Genomic DNA, 24663 nt, shown 5'->3' with positions numbered 1-24663 from the left:
CCCAAGCACAGGGACCAAGCCGCAGGCGCATCGGGGAAGGTGTCGACGTGGGGCTGGTAACGTCCGATTCATGATCAGCCGTTGCCATCCAAATTGTCATTCCGAGGGGGATCGCAAGTGTTAGAGTTTCTACAAACAATAAGCTGGGCTGCAGTATTCCAAATCATTCTTATCGACATCCTGTTGGGTGGCGATAATGCCGTCGTGATTGCGCTGGCTTGCCGCAATCTGGCGCCCAAACAACGCATGCAGGGGATTTTGTGGGGTACGGCCGGTGCAATCATCCTGCGCGTCGTGCTCATCGCATTCGCCCTGACGCTTCTGGCCATCCCCTTCCTCAAGGTCGTGGGCGGTCTGCTTCTGGTCTGGATCGGCGTCAAACTCCTCATTCCCGAGGACGACGGACACGACAACATCAAGGGCAGCACCTCTATTGCCGCTGCCGTGAAAACCATCATCGTGGCCGACTTTGTCATGAGCCTCGATAACGTCATCGCCATTGCCGGCGCCGCGCAGAACGCGCACGAAGGCCACCAAATTGGTCTGGTGGTATTTGGCCTGGTCGTCAGTGTGCCTATCATCATCTGGGGCAGCACCCTCGTGCTCAAGCTGATTGACCGCTATCCTTTGGTCATTACATTGGGCGCCGCATTGCTGGGCTGGATCGCTGGCGGCATGGTAGTTACCGACGTTGTTGTCGAAAATCAATTCGGCCCTCAGCCTACTGCGGTTAAAATCGCTGCAGAAGTCATCGGCGCATTGATTGTTGTGGGTCTTGGGCGGTGGCTTGCTAGCCGTAAAACTGCCTCCAAGGAATCTACTCATGAGTCTGCGTAAAAGCGACAACCCCGAATCCGGCCTGAGCCTGCTGCAAGGCCTGGCAATACTGGCCATCATCGGGGTGATCGCCACGGTGATCTTTTCCAGCCTGGGCAATTAACCTGCCCGTGTCTGCACCGCAACGCCTCGTTATCGCGACCCGCGCCAGCCGGCTTGCCCTGTGGCAAGCCGAGCATGTGCGCGATCGGTTGCGCGCTGTCTACCCCAATTGTTCCGTCGAATTGCTGACGCTGACCACACGGGGCGACCAGATACTGGATCGCACCTTGTCCAAAGTCGGCGGCAAAGGGCTCTTTGTCAAAGAGCTCGAAACGGCCTTGCTCGATGGGCGGGCCGATTTGGCGGTTCATTCACTCAAAGACGTCCCGGTCGACTTGCAGGCGCCATTCGAATTGTGCGCTGTGCTCGAGCGAGCCGACCCTCGCGACGCTTTTGTTTCCAATGACTATGCGACCTTGGCCGACCTGCCGGCTGGGGCCGTCGTTGGCACCTCCAGCCTGCGGCGGGAGTCGCAGATCCGGCAACGCTATCCTCATCTGCAGATCAAGCCGTTGCGTGGCAATCTGGATACCCGCCTGGGCAAACTCGATCAGGGCGATTACGCCGCGATCGTGCTGGCTGCGGCCGGTCTGCAACGCCTGGATCTGGGTCACCGCATCCGCAGCCTGCTGGATCCTGTCGACAGCCTGCCGGCAGCCGGGCAGGGCGCGCTAGGCATTGAAATCCGCGACGATCGTGATGATCTGCGTGCCTGGCTGGCTCCTCTCGTGTGCGCGCGCACCACGGCTTGCGTGTTGGCCGAGCGTGCTGTCTCACGGACGCTGGGCGGTTCATGCCAAGTCCCTCTGGCGGCGTATGCCGTACTCGACGGCGATAACGTCGAGCTTCGAGCATTGGTGGCCTCTCCCGATGGCAAACAAGTGATTCATTTCCAACAGACCGGGCCAGTGGCGCAGGCCGAGCAGATCGGCGAAGCCGTCGCTCAGGCCTTGCTCTCCAAGGGCGCGGCCGCCATTCTGGCTGCCTTGCAAGACACGTCTGCCGTCTGAGGCTGGCTCATGCCAGTTTGTTGTGAGGTACGTCCGGATTCAAGGCTGAGCTTGGCAGCAGCGTATAGCTGCTGGAGCCAGCTTCCGGGATACATACAGGGGTGTCTATGTCGCGTATCGCCATTCTGACTCGCCCTGCCGGCCGTAACGACGCGTTGGCGCAGGCGCTCGGCGCTGCCGGTTGGCAGGCGCTGGACCTGCCTGCCCTGGAACTGCGCTCCTTGCCGGTTACCGCGACAGATCTGCCTTTGCCGCAAGACTTCGATCTAGTCATCTTTGTCAGCGGCCATGCGGCGCGGACGTATTTGAAGCAACTGCGGGACTTGGCGGGGCAGACCGACTGGCCCGCTGCCGTCGCAGCCGCAACGGTGGGACCGGCGAGCGCGCGTGCGTTGCGCGAAACGCCAGGTTTTTGCGCCAATACAACAGTATTCTGTCCGCCGCCCGATGCGTCTACCCATGATTCTGAAGCCCTGTGGCAGGTCTTGCGTGCGCAAGACCGCCTGCCCAACAGGGTGTTATTGGTACGCGGCACCCAGGGCCGGGATTGGCTGGCCGATCAACTGGAGGCCATGGGGACGCGGGTACGGCGGCATGCCGCTTATGAACGCCAGCCGGCCAACTGGCCGTCGTCTGCGGTCGAGCAACTGCGAAAATGGGCGCAAAAGAGGGAAAAAGCGACGTGGCTGCTGACGAGCGGCGAAGGACTGACCGCCGTCCAATCCCATATCGATGAGACTGGTCTCGCCGATTGGTGGTACGCCTGCGACTTTATCGTGACCCATCCCACACTGGCGCGGCGGCTGCAGCAAGGCCTCGCTGGCAAGGTCACGGACGCAATGGTAAAAATCTGCTTGCCGGCCGATGATGCGATCCTCGCGGCCTTTGTTGCGGCTTGAATCGAAGTTTTGGCATTTCACCGAATACAATCGCGTCATGACAGACCAGACACCTGACACTGCACCTGCCGTCAATTCGGCAGTTCCGGGCGCAGCTTCGCCCACCAAACCGGCATCCGCCCCGGTTAAAAAGTCGTCCCGTGGGGCAGGCTTATTGGGCGCGGCGCTGATTATCGTGCTCCTAGTGGCCGTCGGCCTGGGGTGGGCGCTATGGCTGCAGCGCAAGCAAGCCGACGCGGCCGGCCGTGAAATAGCGACTCGTTTGGCCACATTGGAAGACGCCGTCGCGCAAGGCCGCAAAGACGCGCGCGAAGCCTTGACCCTCATTCAAGGGCAAAGTGGCCAGGTACGCAGCCTGGAAGCACAAGCCCAAGAAGCCAAGACCCGCTACAACGATTTGCAGCAAGCCTGGGAAACCTTCAGCGGCGGTGCGACAGACGAGATCCTCGCCAACGACGTCGAGCGCCTCTTGGTGCTGGCGAATCAGCAATTGCGCTTGGCAGGCAATGTCAACAACGCCATCGTCGCGCTGGAAACAGCGCAGACACGCCTGGCACAGGCGGCTCGTCCGCTTTTCGCCGGTCTGCAACAAAGCATCAACGGCGATATCGATCGCCTCAGGGCCGTTGCGACCGTCGATATTCCAGCGCAAACCGCGCGCATCGATCGTTTGGCGGGCCTGATTTCCAAGGCGCCTTTGCTAGTCCCCGATGCCGCAGCCCCTGGTGCCTCGAGTGATACGCAACCCAAACCGGCGACCGCGCCGATCCAGTCTCAGGCCGATGATCCTCGCCATCAATTGCCCGCAGATGCCGCGTGGTGGGAGCGTTGGCGTGCCGAGATCGCATCCTGGCCAGGCCGGGCCGGCAGCACCTTGACGCATGAGCTCGGTGACCTGATCAGCGTGCAGCGCGTCGATCAGCCGGCTGCATTGTTGCTGTCCTCCGAGCAAGCCGAACAGGTACGTGGCGCCTTGCGTCAACGCCTGATGACGGCGCAATTGGCCATGCTGATGCGTCAACCCGAGGTCTGGAAAAACGAACTCGCCAACGTCGAGAACGTGCTCAGCATTTACTACGACGGCCGTGCCGTGGATACTCAGTCGGCGTTGCGTTTGACGCATGAACTGCAGAACATCGATATCGCAGTGCGTTTGCCAGATGTCGGTGACAGTCTGGCCAGCGTAGCCGCCTTGCGCGCCGCTGGGTTTGATTCGCCAGCCAAACAGGACTAACGCATGCGTACTTGGTTCTGGACTTTGCTGCTTCTTATCGTCGCCGTCGCTTTGGCGGTGGTGCTGCGCTCTCATACCGGCAACGTTATTTTCCTGGTGTCGCCGTGGCGCATTGAACTGTCGTTGACGCTGTTCGTGCTGCTGGTGGTGGGTATTTTCGTCGCGCTGTACGTGGGCTTGCGCCTGCTGGCCTGGTTGTTGGCCATTCCGGATCGTATGCGTGTCTGGCGCGGTCAACGTGCCCAGGCTCGTGATCACGTACTGCTCGAACGCGGCTGGACAGAGCTCCTGGAAGGGCGCTTTTCTCATGCCGAGAAGAATCTGACCAAGCTGTTGGGGCAGACTCGTGTCGAGAGCCGGCGAGTGTTGGCGGCGCTGTCAGCGGCGCGCGCCGCACATGGACTGGGCGAGTTTGCTCGCCGGGACCAGTTGCTGGACTCCGCACGTGAGCACGCCTCTGGCAATACCGGCCTGCAAGAAGCTATCGCCACCGTTGCGGCAGATCAACTGCTGGATCAAGGCCGTGCGCAAGACGCCTTGGCAGTGTTGACGCCGTTGCAGGACGGCGGAGCCCGTCATCTGCATACGATGCGCCTGCTGTTGCGTGCCGAGGCGGCCCTGAATCATCACGACCGTGTCTTTACGCTGGCACGTGGGCTGGTGCGCCGCAATGCACTGTCCAAGACCGAGGCCGAAGGCCTGATCGATCGATCGGGCGCAGCGCGACTGCGTGCTGCTGCGGCCTCCGGTACGGAAGCCTGGCGCAGCGTCTGGAAAGACCTCAAAAACGAAGAGCGCGTCTTGCCGGAAATTGCCCTGGCAGGCGCCACGGCATTCGAGGCCGCGGGCGAGCCCGCCGAGGCTGCTCGCATCCTGGAGGCAGCCGTCCCGGTCCACTTCACCTCGTCCTTGGTGGATGCCTATGCGCGTTGCGAGCCCGACCAGGTGCCTCGCCGTCTTGCCAAAGCCGAGGGTTGGCTGCAAAAGCGTCCCACCAATGCGGATCTGTTGAGCGCCTTGGGAATGTTGTGCCTGAATGGCCAGTTGTGGGGGCAGGCCGAGCGCTATTTGCAGCGCAGCCTGGCGCTGCGTAACGATGCGCGCACGCATGCCTTGCTCGGCAGCCTGTACGACCGTTTGGATCGTCCCTCGGACGCTGTGCGCCATTGGCGCTTGGCGACGGTTGCGACCATGGCATTGCCTGTACTGGCCGGCGATCCGGCCTTGCCTGCAGCCGATACGGATGCCGACCCTCTGCATCTGGATGCAGAGGGGGAATACTCGACCTATCCGCCGGAGGCAACTGTTGCCGCAGTGCCAGTTGTGTCTCAGCTCGAAGACGCACCCTTGTCGGTCCCGGCCGACTATGTGCTGGATCCTGATGCTCGCGTCCTGGAGCGCGAGGCGTCAAACGCGTTGGAGCCGGATCCTCCGGCTGTCGCGCCTGCCCGGTCCAACATCGATATCGAAGACTACTTCGACAGCGCACCCATCCCCGTGCCTGAGTACGATGCCCCGGAGCCTACTTACGACACCCCGCCATCCACCTCGCCTGATCAAGGCAAATCGGATAAGCGGGATGACGGAAAATCTCTTCCACTTTCAGATAAACAAGGTTGAACCATGAGTCTCGATCGCGTCTCTCCCGGCAAAAATCTGCCGGAAGACTTTAACGTCATCATCGAAATCCCCATGAATGCCGACCCGGTCAAATACGAGGTCGACAAAGACAGCGGCGCCGTATTCGTGGATCGCTTCATGCTGACCGCCATGCACTATCCGTGCAACTACGGTTATATCCCTCAGACCCTGTCTGAGGATGGCGACCCAGCCGACGTGTTGGTGTTGACCCCGTTCCCGATTCAGGTCGGCGCCGTCGTGCGTTGCCGCGCGTTGGGCGTGTTGGAAATGGACGATGAGAGCGGTGGTGACGCCAAACTGTTGGCCGTGCCGGTCGACAAGCTCTATCCTCCTTACCGCAACATCAAGTCATACGAAGACCTGCCGGCTGAGGACATCAGCCGTATCCAGCATTTCTTTGAACACTACAAAGACCTGGAAAAAGGCAAGTGGGTCAAAGTCAAGGGCTGGAAAGGCGTGGACGCCGCTCGCGAAGAAATCGTGCGCAGCGCCGAACGCTACAACAAGGGCTGATGGCGATGCCGGCACGCATTCAAGAAGGTCAAGAGAACATGGACTACGTATTCCCTCCGTCGCCGCCCGTTGCCGTGCCCGTAGCCGGCAGCGGCGCGTTGGTTCCGGTGCGCCGCATCTATTGTGTGGGCCGTAACTACGCCGAGCACGCCAAGGAAATGGGCTTCACCGGTCGCGAAGACCCGTTCTTCTTCAGCAAGCCCAACGACGCCATCCTGTCGATCGCCGACGGTGAAACCGGCGCCACGCCTTATCCGCCCAAGACCAGCAACCTGCATTATGAAATGGAGCTGGTCGTCGTGCTGGGCAAAGGCGGCAAAGACATTTCCGTCGAGCAGGCTGGTGAATGCGTGTGGGGCTACGCCTTAGGGCTGGACATGACCCGCCGCGATCTGCAGGGCGAAGCCAAAAAACAAGGACGCCCCTGGGAGGTCGGCAAAGCCTACGACCTGTCCGCGCCGATCGGTCCCGTCCATCCGCGCAGCGTCGTCGGTACCCTTGAAAAGGGCGCCATCTGGCTCGACGTCAACGGCCAGCGCAAACAGTCCAGCGACATTTCACAGATGATCTGGAACATTCCCGAGAGCATCGCTTATCTGTCGAGCCTGTTCGAGTTGAAAGCCGGCGATCTGATCTTCACCGGCACCCCCGAGGGCGTGGGTGCTGTCGTTCAGGGCGATGAGCTCGTGGGCGGTGTCGAGGGTCTGGGCGAATTGCGCGTGCGTATTGCTTGATCGTCAGTCTCTTTCACGGCCAGGCGCCTAGGGCTGATTCTCTCCAAGCCGGGACGACTTGGCTCGAGGCTTTGTGCTGACTGTATTTTCTCCGGAGTTTCATCATGCGCGGACGAGTCATGCTGACGGCGCTGATCGTATTTGGCGTCGTACTGCAAGGCTGCAACACCATGGCAGGCATGGGCAAGGATATGTCCGATGCCGGGCAAGCCATTAGCACGGCTGCAGAAAAATAAAGCTTCATGCTTGTTGCGACAACGGCCCCTCCGGGGCCGTTGTCGTTGTTGCAGCGAAAACAAGCAGCTCGTTTTATCGCGCGTGCCACGCGATGTGAGGATTTTGCCCACCTCGGCATCTACGAATAGCCGGGATCTCTGCGAGGTTTCACACTACAGCCTCTGTTGATTGAAGAGAGGTCGGGCATGATCCAGCGTATTTCCCGCCAGCGCGGTCAGGGGATGACTGAGTACATCATCGTGGTGGCGCTGGTTGCGGTGGCAGCCATTGCGGTCTATCAGTTATTTGGTCAAGTGGTGCGCTCGCAAACCGCAGCCATGGTGCGTGAAATCGCGGGCGAAGACGGCACTGCCGAGTCGCGCACAGCCCAGTCGGCGGCGGACAAGTCCACGACACAGACCAAGACGCGCACGTTGAAATCGTTCACGGGGCACGCCAAATGAAGGGCGCACGCGGCCAGGCATTGCCACTGGTCCTGGCGCTCGTCTCCGTGGGCAGTATTGCCTGGATCGCCTTGTACAACGTAGGACAGACCGCGAGTGCCCGCGTACGTCTGACGCATACCGCAGACGCCGTGGCATATAGCGGCGCCGTGGCGCAGGCGCGCAGCCTGAATATGTTGGCCTACATCAATCGTGCTCACGTGGCGCATCAGGTTGCGATGGCGCACCTGGTGACCCTGTCCTCCTGGGCTCAGTACGGGCAGACACAATCGCAACAACGAGCCTCGCGAAATCCTCCGTCCACGTTGATCTCGAGGCTCTTTGGGGCCTCGGTAGGGAAAGCGTACGCACGGGCACGTGCGACCGATGATATCGCGCCCGCATTAGCGCATGCATTTCAGCAGCACGATGACGTGGTGCATCAGATATTGCAGCAGGCCTCCGTCTCCGTCGTGGAAAGTATGAAGGATTCTCGCCAACAGACGATGTGGCGCGTTCTGCATGCGAACTATCCAGAGTATGGCAGCGGAGCAGGGGAGCTTGAGAATGGACCGTTGCAGTTTGCTTTATTGTCGGATGGCCTGCCGGGATACGTTCAATCCTATCCGGGGCGCCAAGAGGGCCCGCTGCGGAACATGGTCGAGCATGCGGCGCAACGGTACGATTTTCTACAGCGCCGCAATCAAACTCGTCGTAATGACTGGATCGTGAAAGACCAATGTCCTGCCAAGCGTCATGAACTGCGGCGCCGGGGAAATACCCGGCTAGAGGCAGACGGACGTTGGTCTGCACGGGATACCGTGTCGTTTCATGCCTTGCGTTCCAATCGTTGGATAGGCTGCTACTACCGCGAATACGCAATGGGGTGGGGCGACAATAGTCCTCAATCGAAAAAGAACCCACACATCAGTGATCAGCCGCCGCATGGGTTCGCTCAGCAGGATTTCTGGCGCTGGGTACACGAGCACACAACATGGGACTTGTTGTCGGGCCGCAGTAATCCTATGGCGAAGGCTTACGCCTCGTTCAGCGGATTGCATTGGGCCAGTCGTGGGCTCCCTGACTATTACGATCTGAATGACGATATCGCGTATCGTCCCTTGCGGTTTGCCGTCCAGTTGCGTCAGTCTGCCGCGTCGTTGATCACGGCCCAGGCAGCGAATGCGCGAGTGGCTCCGATTGCACGGTATGCCTATCACGGCTTGGCCGCCGACGAGTTCGTGACGGTCAACAGTGCAGCGCAGGCCTATTTCGAGCCACCGTCCCACGGTAACGACAACAACGAACTCGCGAGTTTATTTCGCCCCTATTGGCAAGCTCGATTGAGCCCCATGCTGCCTGACGATGTGTCGAGGGGCCGGCCATGAAATGGCGGTCGCACCGTTCCATTGCTCAGGGGCAAGCCGCGGTCGAGGCGATGCTTGCTCTGGTGTTGCTAGGCGGACTCATGCACGGCGTCGCTGCTGTCGGGACAGTATTGCTGCGTGGGCAGCAGGCGGCACAGTCTAGCCGTCTTGCCGCGTTCATCGATGCTGAAAATCATGGGTTCGTTCCGAGCAAAAGCGATATCGGAAATGCTCAGGTCGAGATCCTGGCTCGCGATTGGCTTCATGTCGATTCTGGGTTGCGTAGCGCACATGCTACTGATCATTCCGTGACGCCGCCGGCATTTATTGCCGGTGATACAGGTTCGATGCCCGTGCATCGACATACAGTCGTTGCGGCGGACACCGGGCATGGTGTCGATGATGCCGCAGTGTCCGAACGTATTCAACGTTCTTCAATAGGGTGGGCGGAGGCGGCACGAGGCTCAGTCCGTATTGCTGACACGTTGCGGCGTCGTATGCGGCATGTAGACGCGCCGTGGGGACGGGACGAGTGGTCGACCGATTGGCTGAATGCATGGGAGGACTTGGCGCCGACACGAGCCATCATCGCTGGACGCAGCAGTTTGACGGAGCATTGACACGATGTATGGATTGAACGCCTGTTGGAAAATGCTCTGCATGTTGCGCCGATCGTCAGCCGCGTTCGTCGTGACGATGATCATGGCCATCGCAGTCCAGGCAGGGGAGGCCTCTGCGCTTGAGGATTTGTCACTGCCACCGGGCAGCACGCAAACCTCATTTGGTGGGCGGATGCATTTGTTCGGGATGCCAATCGATATTCGTGTTTTTGGTATTCCTTTGCCCATTGCACAAGCCGCTCGCACGTTGGGCGAGCGTTATCCCATGCTGTCGGATATGGGACTCTATCCCCGGCGCGTGGTGCTGTCAGGGCACGTTGTCAATCAGTTCTGGGTGATGAACCTTGAATCTGAAGGTCCTCGTTCCACGCGTGGCAGCCTCTCAGTACTGACCGAAACGGATTTCTCCAGTGAATTGACCGCACGACAGCATGCGGCGGTCCGCCAGGGCGACACGATGAGTTCACTCCCGTGGCGGCTGACGGGGGCGCGATTGCGATTGCAGCTCGAACAAGAAGAGCCAGACGGCCGTAACCGCACTCAAGTATGGACGTCTACTTCGTCTATGGAGTCGGTCTCGGCGGTCATTCGTCAAGGTCTGCGGAATGAACGCTGGCTAGCGGAGACGGATACGCCAACGACAAGCCGATGGCGGCGAGCGCGGAGTCTGCTTCAGATCACCATAACCGCCATTGATGGCGGTACGGGAATCGTCCTGTTGCAACACGATGGAGCAGAATCTTGAGCCTTATATATACGGCGTTCCAATTACGCATACGCACTATCGGAGTTTGTGGTTTTGCTTTGGCTGCAGGCCTGCTTGCAGCTTGGGCCGCTCATGAACACATCCAGACACGCGAGCGTGAACTGGAACGTCAGGCAGCGGTGGAGGTTCGTACACGCTTGGTCGTTGCCACGGACCTTGCCGCAGGTACTCGACTGCAGACGGATCATCTCGCAATCCGAGATATTCCGTTGCCATGGGTGCCGAGCCATTCGTTTGAAGCAGATGCCGTGGATCAAGTGCTCGGCGGCGTGCTCACCACCAATCTAAAGCAAGGCGATATTTTGCTCCCGATGCACATCGCTGCAGAGGTCGAGTCATCGCTTTCAGACTTGGTACTACACGGAAGGCGTGCCGTGACGTTGCCTGCGGCTGAGATCAATGCGGTATCAGGGCTTTTGCAGCCGGATGATTTGATAGATCTTTATGTGTCGTTCGTGCACCAGGGTCAGCATCTGACCGCGCCGTTACTACAAGGCGTACGCGTGTTGGCGATCGGCGGCCGCGCCGACTCGCCCGTGTCCATCACGTTCGACGCCTCCGAACAGGACGCTATCAAACTCGTGGCGGCTCGTCATACGGGTTCGTTGACTGCCATGTTGCGTCATCGCAGCGATGCGATGGTCTCCGAGTCCGCAGCCCCTGGGGATCTGGCTGCCTTGATGGGGCTGGCGCATCCGGCGACGGCCGATCGAGCGCCGATTCCTGTTCTATACGGTGATCGGGTTGACACCGAGACGCTGTCATCAGATGCAAACGCGCCCGAGCAGGCGTTTCCGGCTTTACCGGATCGAGATGTACCTCCACCCAAATCGCTCGCCATATATTCGGAGGGACGATGAAAAGAATTCTGCTTGCCATGTCGATCATGATGGCCGTGCCGAGACCCGTGTGGCCGGCAACCGAGCCCGCGGCATTAATCCTGGAGGTAGGACAGACCAAAGTCGTTCATCATCAATCAGTGACACGTGTCGCGGTGGGAAACGGGCAGGTCATCAGCGCAGTCTCTGTCGAGGGCAAGGACGTGGTCCTCTTTGCTCGACAGGAGGGCGCCTCGTCTGTGCATGTCTGGACGCCGAACGGCGTAGGCGCCGCTTATGAGGTCCAGGTCCGCCCCGCAGGGTGGGCGCAGATGCAACAAGAAGTGCAGAAGCTGCTCGCACACATCCCCAGCGTACGCAGCTCGTTGGTGGGCGACAACATCGTTATTGAGGGAGAGGATCTGACCGACGATGATCGCGAGCGTGTATCGGCTTTGGTGCGCCGTTATCCTCGCATTCTGGATTTCACCGGACAAATCGGCTGGGATCGCATGGTCTTGCTGGACGTTCAGGTCGTGGAGCTGCCCAGTGCACATTTGCGCGAATTCGGGGTGCAATGGGATACGGTATCGACAGGGGGAATACAGGCGGGCATTGTTTGGCAACCCGGTTCGAGTGTGCAGCCGAGTGATCAGACGGACATACAGCCGCTGTCGATGGCGGGCAGGGGTGCGGGTGGGTATTTCGGGTTGAATGCCTTGCTTTCGTCGCGTATCACAGCACTGGCTCAGCGTGGCGAGGCCGTGATGCTCGCTCAACCGCAGCTCCTGGCCCGCAGCGGCGCCACGGCATCATTTCTGGCCGGAGGCGAGGTGCCATACACCACGGTCGATGCGCGCGGCAACACCAATACGGCATTCAAACCCTACGGTGTGTCGCTGAACATCACGCCGCGCATTGACCGCACGGGAGCCATCAGGTCGCGTATCGAGGTGGAGGCCAGCTCAGTCGATACGTCTATCAGCGTCTCCGGAGGCCCCGCGTTGCGTACCCGTCGTGCGGCCACTGAATTCAATGTGAGATCGGGACAAACCCTGGTGCTGGGTGGATTCCTGTCGCGCGAGCGCACCAGTGAACATAGTGGCCTGCCCGTCCTGCAGGACATTCCCGTGCTGGGTTCGCTGTTTTCCTCGCACCGCCAACAGCATAAAGAGACCGAGCTCGCGATATTCGTGACGCCGAGAATTGTGTCGCAAGATCATCCTGAGCTGGCCGACCGTGTGCGCCGTGGCCAGCGGGTGCTTACCGAGGCATTCCCGGATTCTCCGGTATTGGGCACGGCGACACCTGCAGTGGGAGACCCCGATTGGAGCGTCTATCGCGGGCCGGGTTCTCAATGGGCACCCACGTCTCATACGGCCAGCCCGATGCATTCCGAACCCACTCAGAGATAAGCATGATTGAGATTGTTATGACGTTCGAAGACGGTGAACAACGCACCGTGCAGCTCCAGGCGCCCTTGAAAATAGGACGCTCGGCGCACTGCGGACTGCGTATTCCCAGCTGGCGCGTAGCCAAACATCACGCGAATCTGCATGGATCGCCGCAGTCTCTAGCGCTGGAGGATACGGGGTCGTTCATGGGCACATTGGTCAATGGACGCCGCATTGTCGTGCATCAGCCTGTACTCCCTGAGGACGATATTCTGATTGGACCGTGCCGGTTACGCGTACGGTCCCTGTACAAGGCTGTCGAAGGGCGAGAATCAAACATATCGTCGCAGCCGTCAATGCCGCTTCTGAACACGATACCGGCAGTCCCATACGAGCTGTCAGACCATACTGTCTCCAGTGTTACGGTTGCAGAGCCGGATGCTGGCGGCCCGACGCTCGGCATTTCCGAGCTCCTGCCCCACCGGCGGCGATTGCACGCCGGACTTCTACAAGCATTGAACCTGCGGCGCCGAGATGTGGACGGTATGAGCGACGCGTCGTTGCGCAGAGAGGCGCAACCCTTGCTGGAGCAGATCGCCGCAGACGATGAGAGCATCCCCGACCATATTGATCGTATGGCATTGTGCCGTGACGTGTTGGATGAGGCCGTCGGATTGGGACCGCTGGAACCGTTGCTTGCAGACTCCGAAATCAGCGAAATCATGGTTAACCGCTATGACGAGATCTATGTGGAACGGCAGGGGCGTTTGTATCGCCATCAGGCTACATTCAACAGCGAACAATCCGTGCGATGGATCATTGAGCGGATTGTGACGCCAATAGGCCGTCGTATTGACGAAAGCGCCCCTATGGTGGATGCGCGTTTGCCTGATGGTTCGCGTGTCAACGCGGTGATACCACCGATTGCCCTGAAAGGTGCCAGCCTGACGATACGGAAATTCCCCATTGTCCGGCCGCAAATGCTGGATTTGGTGCAGAGCGGCGCTATAGATCCGGCCGTAGCTCACTTTCTGATGTCGTGCGTCCGCACTCGCAAGAACATCGTCGTATCGGGCGGAACAGGATCAGGCAAGACCACACTATTGAATATTCTGTCCAATGCTATTCCCGAGGGTGAACGGATCATCACCATAGAGGATGCGGCAGAACTGCGGCTCGACCACGATAATCTGGTCGTGCTGGAGGCGCGTCCACCGAATCAGGAAAATCGCGGCCGCGTCGATATCCGAGACCTTGTACGCAACGCGTTGCGTATGCGGCCTGATCGCATCGTGGTGGGCGAGTGCCGCGGTGCCGAGGCACTCGACATGTTGACGGCGATGAATACGGGCCATGAGGGTTCGCTGACCACCTTGCATGCCAACTCGCCGCGGGATGCCTTGAGCCGATTGGAGACCATGGTCTTGATGGCAGGCATGGACCTCCCTTTGATTGTGGTACGTGAACACATTGGCGCTAGTGTCGACATTATCGTGCAACAAACACGCCTGTCGGATGGACGCCGTGTCGCCACATCAGTCGTGGAGATTACAGGCATGGAGAGTGGACGGATTCAACTGCAAGAGCTGTTTTGTTATCGAGCAGAAAATGGCTTTCAAGCCTGTGGATTGCTGCCGAGTTTCATCGACGAGTGGCATGCCGCCGGTATTGAATTTGATATCGGTCTGTTTTCTGCAATGGCTCAAAAATGCGAATGATTTGGATCACCTTAGCGATGTCTACGGTCTGTGTTGTGCTGCTGACTTGGCAGATGCAGGCATGGTTGGGCCCCGCGGTTGCACGCTATCGCTCGCTCTATACCCGAGAGACAAGCATCAAACTAGACCAGCTATTTCTGTTCATTAGTCCCAGTCGGTTATGGGCATGGATCGTGATGCTGGCCCTCCTGATCGGAGGACTGGCATTTGTCTTGACTGACGCGCCAGTGATGGCCTTCATCGCTGCAGTGGCCGCCACCAGGCTGCCGCGATATCTAGTGGGTCGTATGCGTGCCCGGAGATTGGCGCGGTTCGAGCGGCAGCTGCCTTCGGCCTTGTCGGCATTGGCCTGCGCATTGCGAGCAGGGGTGGGCGTGCCGGCCGCATTGCGCCACATTGCCGATCATAGCGCGGCGCCATTGGCCCAAGAATTCGGATTGCTGCTGCGAGAGCAGCGGCTAGGCGTCTCGTTCGATACGGCATTGGGGAATCTGGGTACTCGCGTGCCATCCGAGGCCAGTGCCTTGTTCATTGCATCATTGCGTGTCGCGTCTCACACAGGAGGCAATCTGGCCGAGATTCTCGAGGGAATTGCCAGCACGCTGCGCGAGCGCCTGAAATGGCAGGAGAAGGTGCGCACCCTGACGTCGCAGGGACGGCTGCAGGCGTGGATCGTCGGCGTACTGCCGGTGCTGCTGCTTTGCGTTTTGAGTTACCTGGAACCCGACGTCATTGCGATGCTATGGAGCACTCCAGCAGGGTGGGGCGTGCTCGCTGTCTTGTGTACCTTGGAGGCCGGCGGCATGTTGCTGATTCGGCGCATCGCCAACATTGATATGTGATCGTCGTCATGTTTGTCGTATTTGCTGTTGTTTTCGCGGGGCTGGGCGCAATGCTTCTCGCTTGGATCCTAGGATCGGTTGTCAGGTTACGCGCAGATGTTCGACGACGCCGAAAAAGCATTGATCGCGATTTGCCTTTTGTATTGGACATGATGACCTTATGTGTGGAATCGGGATTGGGGTTGCATAGCGCATTGCAGCAGGCAGAACGGCATGGGGTCCCGGGATACTTGCGTGAGGAACTCGTTCACGCCTTGTCGGATATGCGCGCGGGCATGCCTCGCGTGGCGGCGCTGAGGGCGCTGGCTGATCGTTGCAATTGTCCCAGCGTTCACCGCTGGATTGCCGCCTTGATACAAGCAGATGGTCTGGGTATGAGTATCGGGATGCTGCTGCGTGAGCACGCTTCGCAATGTAGAACAGACCGGTTTCAGCGTGCAGAAAAACTGGCGCTGGAGGCGCCTGTGAAAATGCTCTTGCCGTTGATAGCTTGTATTTTTCCCTGCACCTTTATCGTGCTGGCATTCCCGATCGTGATGCAGATGTGGCAGGCCGCGCCATGACGGATCGTTGCCAAGCGCTTCGCCGGATCCGGTTGGTGCGAGCCCGCAGCGTGTGGGCTCGGCTGCGAGGACTACTAGGTCGGGAGCGGCCACTCGGGAGGCGTACCGGATTATGGATTTCGCCTTGTTGGGCCGTTCACACCTTTGGTATGCGATATCCCATCGACGTCGCGTTCATTGGTCGCGATGGCAAGGTTCAGCGTCTCGTCCGCGATCTCGGTCCTGGACGTGTCGCTCTGTATTTGAGAGCGACGTCCGTCATTGAACTCAGGGCCAACTCCACGGACTCTTCATTGCGCTATCGGCGGCGATTGAATATCGCTCTACGAATGTTCCTGGATAGCCATACGTCATTGAAATAGCGAGAAGACCGTCAGGCCTGTCTTATTTTTTCTTGCAGTTCTCCGAAAGTCGTGGGCATCGCCTCAGGGCTTGGTTTCTGGGCACGCGTATGGCCGCATGCCGAGATGCTTTCGCAGATTCGCATTTTTTGGCTCGTGGAACATTCCATAGATATTCGTTACATAGTTTGATCAAAACAAGAACAGTAGAAATAAATGCACTTGGTTCATCGTTGCCTGACGCAGATGCGTCAGCTGAAACTCCGTTGTTTGCTGCTGTCCATGAGTACAGCCGGTGCGTTGGCGGGCGTGATCGCGCCGGCATACACAATGAGTTTCGATGCTGCCGCTCAAGCCGATGAAATCCAACGTCGCCAGGCTCAGGAGCTCGAGCAGCAACGTGCCCGTGCCGAACAGCGTCCAGACGTATTGTCCGAGACGGAGTCTTCTTCGATTGATATGGACGCATGGGCGTTGCCCGACGAGACTCCATGTTTTCCCCTTGCAGCGATCTTATGGCAGGGTGATTCACCACCAGCCACAATCCAGGCGACCGCTCAATCAGCCATTGGCAGATGCGTCGGTCTACAGGGATTGAACGTCTTGCAAGCGCATCTGACTATGCGTTTGGTCGACTTGGGGCTAATCACGGCATGGGTTCGGGTACCCGAGCAATCATTAGCCGAGGGCTCGCTCACGTTACGCTATGGGGCAGGCCGTATTTCGGAGGTGCGCAGCGAGGGCGCTCCGGGCTGGTGGCGCACCGTATTGCCCAGTGGTCCGGGCGATGAGTTGAATCAGCGCGATCTGGATCAGGCATTGGAAAACATCCAACGTCTGAAAGGACAATCCGATGCACGTATCGACATAGCGCCCGGAACGGCACTAGGCGCCTCCGATGTTCTGTTGCAACCCGGATCAGGCAAGCGTTGGCATGCTTATATCGGCGGCGACAATGCGGGGCTGAAGACGATGGGAAACAAAAGACTCAATGCAGGGTTGACGGTGGATTCCCCGTTATTTCTGTATGACCAGCTTTCCGTCTCATGGAACAGTAACGCTGGCCTGCGTAATCACGACAACAACACGAGGGCGGCGTCGGTCTATTACAGCGTTCCATTTGGATACTGGACGATGTTCGCAAGCGCGGGCCGTTCGCGCTATCGGCAGACGGTTTCAGGGTTCGAAGAGCCTATTGTCTATGGCGGTACGACGCAGCAAGTCGATGCTGGGGTGTTGGTAGTGCCGTATCGCGGCAGCCACAATAAAGGCACCATCGTGGCAAAAGTGCTGCGCAAGCGTGTGGGCGGGACGCTCAATGGCATCGATATCGAGGTGCAGCGCCGTGACGTCATGGGTTACGAATTGGGTTATCAACATCGCCACTATGTAGGCCGCACGGTGGTGGACGCAGGCGCAGGCATGCGAGGTACCGTACCGCGGTATTCGAAGCAACCTGGGTATGTCTATGGAGATCCCGGCTGGGATGGGCGTACCACGATTCTGGCAGCCACTGCGGGCGCCTACATGCCTTTTACGCTTGCTCAACAGCAGATGGCATATCAATTCAATTGGCAATTCCAGCACGCCAAGACGCCCATCGTGCCCGCGGATTATTTCACGATAGGTGATCGCTACACCGTACGCGGGTTTGACGGACAAATGACTTTGACGGCCGAGGACGGTTGGAGTCTGCGCAATGACTTGTCCTGGAACTTAAGCACCCTCGGCCAACAGCTCTATGCGGGGGTCGACGCGGGGCGTGTGAGTGGTCCCTCTGCACAGTATTTATCAGGCCGGACTTTGGTCGGTGCCGTCGCCGGTTTACGTGGCCGCATATCTGTGCCTTATATCGATACCAGTTACGACGTATCGCTGGGCTGGCCGCTGAAGAAACCCGATGCCTTTCCCACATCAAACGTCGTATTCGCCGCAGCGTTGATGTTCGAGTTTTAGAGAGTACGTGTGATGTTGAACAGAAAGATTCGCCGGATCCTGTTGGGGGTATTGTCTGCGCCCTGCTGGACAGCTGTCGTGGCGCAGACGTTGCCGCTTACCGTAGACAAGAGTGTCGGCGGGGCTCAGCCCGTCGTGGGCACCAGTCATGGGGTGCCTGTTATTCAGATCGTGCCGCCCTCGGCGGCTGGTGTATCGCTCAACCGATTTACACATTTCAATGTCGGCCCCTCTGGCGCGGTGCTGAACAACAGCGGTGGTGCGAGCCAGACGCAGATTGCCGGCCAGATTGCCGGCAATCCCATGCTGGGTAATCAGCGCGCGACTACGATCTTGAATCAGGTGACCGCGCCCAATCCGTCTCAATTGCGCGGAATGCTTGAGGTAGCAGGCCATCACGCCAACGTGATAGTCGCGAACCCAGCAGGAATTACCTGCAATGGCTGTGGTTTTTTGAATGCCACTCGCGCGACACTGACCACAGGCCGTCCAGCGATTGGGCCTAAAGGTAATATTGCGCTGGATGTGGCAGCGGGAAAAATATCGATTGAGGGCCAGGGATTGGACGGCACGCAGGTCCGCCAGGTCGATCTGTTTGCTCGTGCGCTGGCGATCAATGCGGGAGTATGGGCAGATCACCTGAATGTGGCCGCGGGAGCTGCGCGGGTGGATGCCGATAGCGGAAAAGCCAGTGCGCTCGCAGGCCAAGGCCCCGTGCCCAAGTTCGCGTTAGACACGGCGGCCTTGGGGGGCATGTATGCAAACAGTATACGGCTCATCGGTACTGAGGCGGGCGTGGGCGTGAACATCGCAGGGAACCTCGTGGCTCTCACCGGTGATCTGAGTCTGAATGCCGCGGGCGACGTCCGTATCGTGCCGAATGCGACCTTGTCTGCAAAGAAAACCTTGGCACTGAACGTATCCGGTCAACTCGATACGCGCAAGGCGGTACTACACGGCTCTAGCGTCAAGATATCCGCCCAGACGTTGCGCAATCAAGAGGGCAGAATTACCGCTGCGGGCCCCGCGACACTGCAGGTTCAAGGTGAACTGCTCAATGCGGGCGGATTAATCGCCGCTGCAGGTGATCACCGGCTTGAGGCTGGCCAGTTGAACAATCATGGCGGTACCTTGGCTGGAGGCAGTCTCACGGCGGCGGTCAAAGGAAGAATCGATAATCGCAAAGGGTTGATGCTGGCGGATAACACGCTCCGTTTGTCGGCAGTCAGCTTGAGTAATGACGACACGCTGGACGTGAATCAGACGGCCGCGTTGGCGCAGGTTTCGACGGCTTCAGCTGGTGCGACTGCATCTGTTGAGTCTGCTTCCGCGTCGTCCGGAGCTGCGCGGCCTACACCTCTCGCCACAGGTGTCACGGCTAAAACCGTCGATATACGCGTGGCTCAAGTCAATAACGCCAAGGGTGCGATTCATGCCCGCAATGACCTGGTCCTCGTTTCTGAAGACCTCAAGAATCCGTCTGGCCAGATTGCCGCGCAGCGTAATACGCGTATTGACACGCAGGATCTGCGAAATAGACAGGGCACGATCGCTGCAGACCAACAACTGACTGTGCACGCCAAGGGCCTGGACGGCCTGGGATGGTTGCGATCGGGCACCGACTTGGCTTTTACCCATAGCGGATCTCTGACGCCACAAGGCAATTTCACCGCAGGGCGGGATTTTAGTCTGGATCTGGGTGGCGCCCTGGTCAACAAAACTCGCCTGACTGCTGGCCGTGATCTACGAATCAAAGCGGACTCGCTGAACAACACGGCGACCGGCGAGCTGCTGGCGGGCCGTCACAGTACGATAGACGTCACACAGACCATGACAAACGCAGGCCTGATTGATGCGCATGTGACACGCATCAGCGCCGGGCAGCTGCATAACCGCGGCCGCATTTACGGCGACGGCGTGTCGATCAGCGCTGGCACATTGGTCAATGATGCGGGACCGAAGGGCTCGGCCCTCATTGCTTCGCGTGGCAATCTCAATGTGGGCGCTGGTTCCTTGACCAATCGCCATCATTCCGTCCTCTATGCCAAGGACCATCTGCGCGTCGGCGGAGCGATCGATGCCGCCAAGCGAGTCGCCGGGCAGGCAGATCAAGTGCAGAACATCTCGGCCACAATAGAGGCTGGCCGCACCATCACGATTGCGGCGAGCCAGATTCACAATCAGAACGCGAACTTCGTTTCGGAGACCGTGCAGGTTTCATCGAAGCCCAAGGTGTACTTCACGCCCGAAGGCAGTACGACTATGTACGACGCCGCCAGCCATTGGCTATGCGATACGGTGACGCGCGGTTGTAGCCGGCGCCCCGAGTGGCTCAACGATGATCCGGAACGCAGACTGCTGCTACCATCCGCAAAATATCCCGCGGCGCGCTATGGGCCTCCCTTTGACTATGCTCCTAATGAACGGGGTAGAGCAGGGATATCCAGCCCCATCGCATTGACTCACACTCCTGCGGGGCGCCAATGCATAGGCCGCGAGTGCCGTCCGACGCCTGAGCGGTTCCGTTATTCCCGTGACGCAAAGATCTGGTCGGTATTCGGCGTCGAGCCGCCTGCTGGCGAATTGCCGGCCTGGAAACCCAGCCCGCAATCCAATTCACGTAAGTCTCAGTCGCTGGAGCAGCAGCGAAAAACCTATGAAGCCACCCCAGCCTACAAAGATTACAAGGCACGCCATCTGGCGTTGGACTCGCGTATCAAAGCATTCAACCGGGACTTTCTCAATCGACTGGTCAAACACTTTACGTTCTACGAAGTCAATGAGATCCTGACGCAGACCCGCACGGTTCGCAGCGACCCGGGTCGTATTTTTGCGGCTGGCGCGCTTAACCTCAAAGGGGTAGTCACCAACGACAAAAGCCAGATCGCCGCTGGCGGCAAACTGACCGTGGATGGTCCTGCTATTCACAACATTGGCGCCACGGGTTGGCGTACCGTCACCCGAGAGGGCCAGGCGACATTCACCCAGGCACGCAGCAGTGATCGCAAAGCACATCGTGCGCCTTATAAGGCCATCGTGGCAAGCGATCCGTTCGATCTGCCCGTAGGCGCAGTGCGCACAGCCCTGGCGCCCAAGGTGCAGTTGCCGGCGCGGCAAGACGCATCTCAGACGTATGGCACATTGATAGCCGGGCGCAACACGCATCTGACGGCGCAAGGGGACCTCATCAATAGCGGCACTATTGGTGCGCGCGATGCGACGGTGGTCAATGCGTTGAATATCATTAACCATTCCGGCGGCCAGATCCAGGCGCGCCGCATCGATTTGGCCGCACGCGAGAATCTGAGCAACCTCGCCGCACGGATTCAGGGCGACACGGTCGCGTTGCGTGCCGGGCAGAATATCAATTTGCTTTCGGCCGAGACATCCGACGATTTCGGCGCTACACGGGGCACCCATTTATCGGGTGTGTCCAGCGTGAGTGCGAATGATCTGTTGATGCAGGCGGGCAACGATATCAACCTGTTGGCTGCGCAGGTGTCTGTCGAGCGCAATGCGCGTCTGCAAGCCGGACGCGATATTCGGCTGGATGAACTTGTTGCGCAGCACAGGGAAACCATCTCGAGCGGGCCACACCAGCGTCACGAGTTGAGTACTAACAAGGTGATCGGGTCAGGTGCGAGCGCCAAGGGAGACCTGGCGATCGCGGCGGGGCAAGACGTCAGCGCGCGCGCTGCGGAGATCCACGCCCAACGGCAACTGATCGTCAATGCCGGGCGCGATGTCATATTGCAGGCGGGAGTAGACAGCGGTGCAGCAAAAGATCAATACCGCGAAAAGAAAAAAAGCCTGCTGTCATCCAAGACAGAGGACACGACCGTCTCCACCCAGTGGAAGCAGCCCCATGCCTCGACCCTGACGGGAAAGAACGTCGAGATCTCTGCTGGCCGGGATGTGACCGTGCAAGGCTCGAATGTGGGCGCGCAGCAGCATCTGGATATTGCCGCGGCGGGCAACGTCAATATCGATCCAGGCCGTAGGCAGTCCGACTCCAGTCGTGTTGAGAAAGTCAAGAAATCAGGTGTAGGCGCGACTGGCGGTATGAGTGTCGGCAGACGCAAGCAGACGCATTCGATACAGGAGTCGGCGCAAAGCAATACACCCAGTACCCTGGGCAGCCTCAAGGGAAACACCACGATACGCACTGGCCAAGCCGTGAACGTGACGGCCAGCACCATCATTGCGCCCGAGGGAAACATCACATTGGCCGGCCAGCAAGTAACCATAGGTGCCGCGCAAGACACCCATCACAAGCAAGAGTCATTCGAAATCAAGCAGACCGGGGTGAGCGTGACCGTGAACAATCCCTTGGTAAACGGGATGCAGGCTATTGGGCGCGCGGCTGATACTGCAGATAAAACAGACAACCCCTTGATGAAAGGCCTGGCAGTGGCGGCGGCCGGACTGGAGGCCATCAGCGCTTTGGATGCTGTGCAAAAGCAGGAAGCTACCGAAGGCGCGAAAGACCTGGACAAACTGGGCGGTATCCAGATTGGCATTAACGTGGGTAAGAATAAGCAATCCAGCAAGACTGAGCGTGCTGCTTCGACTGCTGCCGGATCCACAGTCGCTGCAGGCAAGGACCTGACCATCCTGGCCGAAGGCGCAGGCGAGGTCTCAGATATCAACGTGAAAGGTTCCAGATTATCTGCCGGTGGCAACACGCAGCTGAACGCCGAAGGCAATATCAATTTGCAAGCGGCGGAGAACACCGTAGACACCAAGCACAAGAGTCGCGGATCGAGCTCATCGATTGGCGTAGCTGTGTCGTTGGGTTCGAACGGGGCCAGCATAGGAGCAGTAGCGGGTGCCACCAATGCGAAAGGCAAGGCCAATAGCCGAGACAAGACCATGACGAATACCAAGGTCACGGCAGGCCAGAAACTGACACTGCAGTCAGGCGCTGACACCAACGTGCAAGGCGCGGTCGCCAGTGGGAAACAGGTGGTGGCCGAGGTCGGAGGCAATCTGAGCATTGAAAGCCTGCAGGACACCAGCACCTTTGAAAGCAAACATCGAAACATAGGTGGCAGCGTCGTCGTCGGAGCGGGTTTTGCAGGCAGTGCCAGCTATGCCCAAGACAAGGTCAAAGGCGATTTTGCCAGCGTGCGCGAACAAAGCGGCATCCAGGCAGGCGATGCGGGCTTTGATGTGCACGTCAAAGGCAACACGAATCTGAAAGGCGCGGTGATTGCCAGCACCGCGGAGGCAGTACAGGCCGGGGTAAATCGTATCAGCACCGGTACGCTGACTGTGAGCGACATCGAGAATCACAGCGACTACAAGGCGAGTGGTGTAGCCTTGGCGGGCGGATTCAGCGTTAGCGGTAGCGATAAAGAATCGGCCGGCAAGGGCAATGGAAAAGCGAACGGCAAGGCAGACGGCGCCACTGATGCAAATGCCATCGGTGCCGGCAATAACCCGGACGGAATCAAAGCCTCCGCCAGTACTGGCAAAGCAACAACCGTCGCAGGCGCCGGCTACACATGGGCTGCCCAAAATATAGGTCGTGACACGTCAGCGCTAGCCCCAGGCTTCAGTAAAACCAGCGGCAACGAGCGCAGCACTACAAAGAGCGGAATCAGCGGCGCGACGGTCACGATCACCGACCATGAAAAACAGCGCGCCCTGACCGGAAAGACTGCCCAGCAACTGCTGGCCACCCTAAACCAAGAGATTAAAACCGGCGACGATGCTGGAGGCTTAAGCAAAACCTGGGACCCCGAAAAGCTGCGAGCCAAAGTCTCCGCCGAAGCCGAAATCGTTGCAGCCTTCACCCAACAGACCAGCCAGACCATCCGATCCTACACCGACGAAAAACGCGCAGCGCTGCGCCAGCAGATCAGTGAGAAAACCGATGAACAGGAGAAACAAGCACTACAGCAACAGATCAGCGAGCTGAACACCCAAGAACGCATCTTGAACGTCATCGTAGGCGCATTAACCGGTTCTGCCGATGTAGCGGCGCTTCAAGCGGGATTGTCAGAGGCGGCAGATCGAATGCGGGAATACACCATCGCGGATTCGAGGAAGTTTGCGGGGATTACCGATGGCGTAACTACGCTGGATAACAAGAGTGGTAAAAGCGCGGGGATTCGACAGGATGAGGTCAAAGCGGCGGGAGTACGTCTAGACCTTGACATCCTGTGCGGTAGGGTTAATGAGCGATGTAAGGTTCAGAAAGATGCCAATAGAAATGACATTCTGGACGAAAGAGGAGTTCCCATTCTCGATTTACATGAGAGTGGAATGGTCCAGTTTGATCCTGAAAAGGCTCAAATGTCATTGGCCAAGTTTCTTCTAACTGCGGAGGGGGCAGATATGTCTGGATTTACAGGAGGTATTCAAGGCGGAGAGGGAACGCTTGGCGGTAAGTCTTATCGTCAGGGTGGAGTTCTCGATTTGTTTCACGAGGCCTATGCCGGGACACATGATGTTATCGGTGGAACGGTAAGTGGTCTGTACGACGCAGAAGGAAACGCTCAACGTGGGATGACACCAACAAAAAGGACGCTCTATGAAATATGGAGTGGTGTGGCGTTGGTGCCCGCGACGCCCTTTGCTCTGTCGGAAATCCTCTCTCCAGAAGCTTGGCACGTTATAGATACTCTGTTGAATTTGAAAAAATGAAAAAACTTGTTCGATACTTATCCGTTATAGCGAGCGTGTTGTTTTTGGCAGGCTGCTA

Annotated in this window: 19 protein-coding genes and 1 pseudogene; all 20 read left to right on the top strand. The window is 58.7% G+C overall.

Annotated features, from left to right (window positions below; all coding sequences use genetic code 11):
• The first annotated feature begins 117 nt into the window (after nucleotides 1–117).
• The 20 genes and pseudogenes from ACYVI2_RS03670 (at nucleotide 118) to ACYVI2_RS03575 (ending at nucleotide 24605) form a co-directional block, all read left to right on the top strand.
• On the top strand, nucleotides 118–837 hold the full coding sequence (locus ACYVI2_RS03670; protein WP_415817800.1) for a TerC family protein: 720 nt from the start codon (nucleotides 118–120) through the stop codon (nucleotides 835–837).
• A 110-nt stretch (nucleotides 838–947) separates the two neighbouring features.
• Nucleotides 948–1889, top strand: coding sequence for a hydroxymethylbilane synthase (hemC, locus tag ACYVI2_RS03665; protein ID WP_415817802.1), 942 nt, complete (start codon nucleotides 948–950; stop codon nucleotides 1887–1889).
• 107 nt (nucleotides 1890–1996) lie between these two features.
• A complete protein-coding gene (locus ACYVI2_RS03660; RefSeq protein ID WP_415817804.1) occupies nucleotides 1997–2788 on the top strand; it encodes a uroporphyrinogen-III synthase in 792 nt (263 codons plus the stop codon).
• 37 nt (nucleotides 2789–2825) lie between these two features.
• Nucleotides 2826–4022: a uroporphyrinogen-III C-methyltransferase gene (locus tag ACYVI2_RS03655; RefSeq protein ID WP_415817806.1), complete on the top strand. Its 1197-nt coding sequence runs from the start codon at nucleotides 2826–2828 to the stop codon at nucleotides 4020–4022.
• A gap of 3 nt (nucleotides 4023–4025) precedes the next feature.
• Nucleotides 4026–5642 (top strand): heme biosynthesis HemY N-terminal domain-containing protein, encoded by a 1617-nt coding sequence (locus ACYVI2_RS03650; protein ID WP_460490265.1) that lies wholly within the window; start codon nucleotides 4026–4028, stop codon nucleotides 5640–5642.
• Between the two features lie 3 nt (nucleotides 5643–5645).
• Complete coding sequence (gene ppa / locus ACYVI2_RS03645) at nucleotides 5646–6176, top strand: inorganic diphosphatase (protein ID WP_415806543.1); 531 nt, start codon at nucleotides 5646–5648, stop codon at nucleotides 6174–6176.
• Between the two features lie 38 nt (nucleotides 6177–6214).
• A complete protein-coding gene (locus ACYVI2_RS03640; RefSeq protein ID WP_415817810.1) occupies nucleotides 6215–6910 on the top strand; it encodes a fumarylacetoacetate hydrolase family protein in 696 nt (231 codons plus the stop codon).
• Nucleotides 6911–7014: 104 nt separating this feature from the next.
• Nucleotides 7015–7146 carry an entericidin A/B family lipoprotein gene (locus tag ACYVI2_RS03635; RefSeq protein WP_415817812.1) on the top strand — a complete coding sequence of 44 codons (132 nt, stop codon included), beginning with the start codon at nucleotides 7015–7017 and terminating at the stop codon, nucleotides 7144–7146.
• 186 nt (nucleotides 7147–7332) lie between these two features.
• Nucleotides 7333–7590, top strand: a complete 258-nt coding sequence (locus tag ACYVI2_RS03630) for a hypothetical protein (RefSeq protein WP_415817814.1) — start codon at nucleotides 7333–7335, stop codon at nucleotides 7588–7590.
• Entirely contained in the window at nucleotides 7587–8957 is a 1371-nt protein-coding gene (locus ACYVI2_RS03625; protein ID WP_415817816.1) for a hypothetical protein, read from the top strand. Before ACYVI2_RS03630 ends, ACYVI2_RS03625 begins: the two co-directional genes overlap by 4 nt.
• Nucleotides 8954–9556: a hypothetical protein gene (locus ACYVI2_RS03620; protein WP_415817817.1), complete on the top strand. Its 603-nt coding sequence runs from the start codon at nucleotides 8954–8956 to the stop codon at nucleotides 9554–9556. The genes ACYVI2_RS03625 and ACYVI2_RS03620 overlap by 4 nt, the downstream gene beginning before the upstream one ends.
• Before the next feature lie 40 nt (nucleotides 9557–9596).
• Nucleotides 9597–10301 carry a hypothetical protein gene (locus tag ACYVI2_RS03615; protein ID WP_415817819.1) on the top strand — a complete coding sequence of 235 codons (705 nt, stop codon included), beginning with the start codon at nucleotides 9597–9599 and terminating at the stop codon, nucleotides 10299–10301.
• Complete coding sequence (gene cpaB / locus ACYVI2_RS03610) at nucleotides 10298–11182, top strand: Flp pilus assembly protein CpaB (RefSeq protein ID WP_415817821.1); 885 nt, start codon at nucleotides 10298–10300, stop codon at nucleotides 11180–11182. The genes ACYVI2_RS03615 and cpaB overlap by 4 nt, the downstream gene beginning before the upstream one ends.
• Nucleotides 11179–12555, top strand: a complete 1377-nt coding sequence (locus ACYVI2_RS03605; protein WP_415817823.1) for a type II and III secretion system protein family protein — start codon at nucleotides 11179–11181, stop codon at nucleotides 12553–12555. Before cpaB ends, ACYVI2_RS03605 begins: the two co-directional genes overlap by 4 nt.
• 2 nt (nucleotides 12556–12557) lie before the next feature.
• Nucleotides 12558–14252 carry an ATPase, T2SS/T4P/T4SS family gene (locus ACYVI2_RS03600; RefSeq protein WP_460490264.1) on the top strand — a complete coding sequence of 565 codons (1695 nt, stop codon included), beginning with the start codon at nucleotides 12558–12560 and terminating at the stop codon, nucleotides 14250–14252.
• Nucleotides 14249–15094, top strand: a complete 846-nt coding sequence (locus tag ACYVI2_RS03595) for a type II secretion system F family protein (protein ID WP_415817827.1) — start codon at nucleotides 14249–14251, stop codon at nucleotides 15092–15094. The genes ACYVI2_RS03600 and ACYVI2_RS03595 overlap by 4 nt, the downstream gene beginning before the upstream one ends.
• A gap of 86 nt (nucleotides 15095–15180) precedes the next feature.
• Nucleotides 15181–15657 (top strand): annotated as a pseudogene (locus ACYVI2_RS03590) (type II secretion system F family protein); the annotation flags it as partial.
• Nucleotides 15654–16019 carry a DUF192 domain-containing protein gene (locus ACYVI2_RS03585; protein WP_415817829.1) on the top strand — a complete coding sequence of 122 codons (366 nt, stop codon included), beginning with the start codon at nucleotides 15654–15656 and terminating at the stop codon, nucleotides 16017–16019. The pseudogene ACYVI2_RS03590 and the gene ACYVI2_RS03585, both read left to right, overlap by 4 nt.
• 195 nt (nucleotides 16020–16214) lie before the next feature.
• Nucleotides 16215–17954: a ShlB/FhaC/HecB family hemolysin secretion/activation protein gene (locus ACYVI2_RS03580; protein ID WP_415817831.1), complete on the top strand. Its 1740-nt coding sequence runs from the start codon at nucleotides 16215–16217 to the stop codon at nucleotides 17952–17954.
• A gap of 12 nt (nucleotides 17955–17966) precedes the next feature.
• On the top strand, nucleotides 17967–24605 hold the full coding sequence (locus ACYVI2_RS03575) for a two-partner secretion domain-containing protein (protein WP_415817833.1): 6639 nt from the start codon (nucleotides 17967–17969) through the stop codon (nucleotides 24603–24605).
• Nucleotides 24606–24663 lie beyond the last annotated feature (58 nt).

The sequence above is a fragment of the Bordetella tumbae genome (genome assembly GCF_054780995.1).
This window is presented reverse-complemented; position numbering and strand designations above follow the sequence as displayed.